This window comes from Stenotrophomonas sp. HMWF023 (assembly GCF_003060985.1).
Classification (GTDB): domain Bacteria; phylum Pseudomonadota; class Gammaproteobacteria; order Xanthomonadales; family Xanthomonadaceae; genus Stenotrophomonas; species Stenotrophomonas lactitubi.
In genome coordinates this window covers 1-2,661 of the sequence record NZ_QAIJ01000176.1, presented here as the reverse complement: position 1 = coordinate 2,661, position 2,661 = coordinate 1, and the positions used below count along the sequence as shown (strand labels likewise).

The 2,661-nt window shown below is 65.2% G+C and carries 4 protein-coding genes; 3 read left to right on the top strand and 1 reads right to left on the bottom strand.

Translation table 11 applies throughout. The annotated features are described in order from the left end of the window. Positions 1-140: 140 nt before the first annotated feature. Positions 141-293, top strand: a complete 153-nt coding sequence (locus DBR20_RS09625) for a lana protein (RefSeq protein WP_089238441.1) — start codon at positions 141-143, stop codon at positions 291-293. A gap of 57 nt (positions 294-350) precedes the next feature. Here DBR20_RS09625 and DBR20_RS09620 read toward each other — a convergent pair whose 3' ends face one another. Further along, positions 351-830 carry an Lrp/AsnC ligand binding domain-containing protein gene (locus tag DBR20_RS09620; protein ID WP_089241164.1) on the bottom strand — a complete coding sequence of 160 codons (480 nt, stop codon included), beginning with the start codon at positions 828-830 and terminating at the stop codon, positions 351-353. 149 nt (positions 831-979) lie between these two features. Between DBR20_RS09620 and DBR20_RS09615 the strand changes: the two genes are divergently transcribed. After that, positions 980-2,284, top strand: coding sequence for a D-amino acid dehydrogenase (locus DBR20_RS09615; RefSeq protein ID WP_099821579.1), 1,305 nt, complete (start codon positions 980-982; stop codon positions 2,282-2,284). Beyond that, a partial coding sequence (locus DBR20_RS09610) for an alanine racemase (protein ID WP_181393057.1) occupies positions 2,263-2,661 on the top strand: 399 nt, incomplete at its 3' end. The genes DBR20_RS09615 and DBR20_RS09610, both read left to right, overlap by 22 nt.

Below are 2,661 nucleotides of genomic sequence, written 5' to 3'. Positions count from 1 at the left end.
CATGAACACCGGAAAACAGCCCCCGCCCTGCACGCCCCGCATCACCCGTTTTTCGCCTGCGATTAACCGCGCCAGGACCACGGTGGACCTGCGCCGGCATCCCCGCCGCCGCGCTTCCCTCGTCCCCTTGGAATACGATCATGGCCAACCAGCAGAACCGTCATCCCGGCAAGGAACAGCAGGGCAAAACACCGCAGGACCAGCAGCGCCAGCAGCAACAGCAACAGCAGCCGAACGAGCAGCAGAAGAAGAATCCGCAACAGGGTTCCATGAAGAACCCGCAGCAGCGTTGATGCAGCCAGGGGCCAGAGCCCGTGCTACGGGATCTGGTCCCGCTGTCGCCGGTCGATTCAATCGGGAATCGGCAGCGACCAGGTCTCCTTGACCTCTTCCATCACGATGTAGCTCTTCGATTCACGCACATGGGGCAGGGTCAGCAGGGTGCTGCCAAGCAACTTGCGATACGAGGCCATCTCGCTGATCCGCGCCTTCAACAGGTAATCGAAATCGCCCGACACCAGATGGCATTCCAGTACGTTGGGCAGCTTCAGTGCCGCACGCCGGAACTCCTCGAAGATGTCACCGGATTTGTAGGCCAGGCTGATCTCCACGAACACCAGCAGGCTGGCTTTCAGCGCCGACGGGTCCAGGTGGGCGTGATAGCCGGTGATCACCGCTTCGCGCTCCAGCCGGCGCACGCGCTCGGTGCACGGGGTGGTCGACAGACCAACCCGTTCGCCCAGCTCGGTGAAGGAAATGCGGCCTTCGCCCTGCAGGATACGCAGGATCTTGCGGTCGATCTTGTCCAGTTCGCGGGGGCGGGTGGTCATGGCCGTCAACCTCGAGGAATGAATCAGAGGAAAATATCCTGCCTGCATTCCTAAAATCAGGCAAATCACCTAGGAACGGAAGAATATACTTCCCCGATTATGGCCCCTGCGCACCCAAACGCAGGGAATGATCGGGTTGGAGAATTTCCATGCGAGTCCTAGTTCTCGGCAGCGGCGTGATCGGCACCACCAGTGCCTGGTACCTGCGACAGGCCGGGTTTGAAGTCACGGTCGTCGACCGCCAGCCCGGTCCCGCGCTGGAAACCAGCTTCGCCAATGCCGGCCAGCTGTCCTTCGGCTACACCTCGCCGTGGGCCGCCCCGGGCGTACCGAAGAAGGCCATCGGCTGGCTGTTCGAAAAGCACGCACCGCTGGCGATCAAGCCGGGCATGGACCTGGCCCAGTACCGTTGGCTGTGGCAGATGCTGCGCAACTGCACCCACGAGCGCTACGCGATCAACAAGGCGCGCATGGTGCGCATGTCCGAGTACAGCCGCGACTGCCTGAACGAGCTGCGCGCGCAGATCGGCATCGATTTCGAAGGGCGCGACCTGGGCACCACCCAGCTGTTCCGTACCCAGCAGCAGCTGGATGCATCGGCGCAGGACATCGAGATCCTGGCCCAGTACGGCGTGCCGTACGAAGTGCTGGATCGCGCCGGCATCATCAAGGCCGAGCCCGCGCTGGCCCACGTCGATGGCTTGGTCGGCGCGCTGCGCCTGCCGCGCGACCAGACCGGAGATTGCCAGCTGTTCACCCGCCGCCTGGCGCAGATGGCGGCCGAAGCGGGGGTCGAGTTCCGCTACGACCAGGACATCACCGGCGTGGAATTCGACGGTGACCGCATCACCGGCGTACGCATCGGCGGCAAGCTGGAAACCGCGGACCGCTTCGTGGTCGCACTGGGCAGCTATTCGCCGGCACTGGTTGCGCCGCTGGGCATGCGCCTGCCGGTGTATCCGCTGAAGGGCTACTCGCTGACCCTGCCGATCACCGACCCGGCGATGGCGCCCACCTCCACCATCCTCGATGAGAGCTACAAGGTGGCGGTGACCCGCTTCGACAACCGCATCCGCGTCGGCGGCATGGCCGAAGTGGCTGGTTTCGACCTGTCGCTGTCGCCGCGCCGCCGCGAGACGCTGGAACTGGTGGTGCGCGATCTGTACCCGAAGGGCGGTGACCTGGCCAAGGCCGAGTTCTGGACCGGCCTGCGCCCGGCCACGCCGGACGGCACGCCGGTGATCGGCGCTACGCCGTTCCGCAACCTGTTCCTCAACACCGGCCACGGCACGCTGGGCTGGACCATGGCCTGCGGCTCGGGCCGCTACCTGGCCGACCTGATGAGCGCGCGCCAGCCGCAGATCAGCACCGAAGGCCTGGATATCTTCCGCTACGGCCAGTACCGCCACGCCCCGCAACATGAGAACCGCACATGCGTCCTGCCCGCGCGCTGATCGATCTGGGCGCACTGCGCAGCAACTACCGCCTGGCCCGTGAACTGGGCGGTGGCAAGGCGCTGGCGATCATCAAGGCCGATGCCTATGGCCACGGTGCGGTGCGCTGCGCGCAGGCGCTTGAAGGTGAGGCTGACGGCTTCGGCGTGGCCACGATCGAAGAGGCGCTGGAGCTGCGCCAGGCCGGTATCCGTGCACCGATCCTGCTGCTGGAAGGGATCTTCGAGCCCAGCGAAATGGCGCTGGTGGCCGAGCATGACCTGTGGTTCTCGGTGGGCTCGCCGTGGCAGCTGGAAGCACTGGCCGCGTTCGACAGCCCGCGTCCGCTGACGGTATGGCTGAAGCTGGACAGTGGCATGCACAGGCTTGGCCTGGAC

Bases quoted from the DNA above. Each gene is read 5' to 3' on its own strand.
- DBR20_RS09625 (WP_089238441.1), top strand. From the start codon at position 141: ATGGCCAACCAGCAGAACCGTCATCCCGGCAAGGAACAGCAGGGCAAA.
- DBR20_RS09620 (WP_089241164.1), bottom strand. From the start codon at position 830: ATGACCACCCGCCCCCGCGAACTGGACAAGATCGACCGCAAGATCCTG.
- DBR20_RS09615 (WP_099821579.1), top strand. From the start codon at position 980: ATGCGAGTCCTAGTTCTCGGCAGCGGCGTGATCGGCACCACCAGTGCC.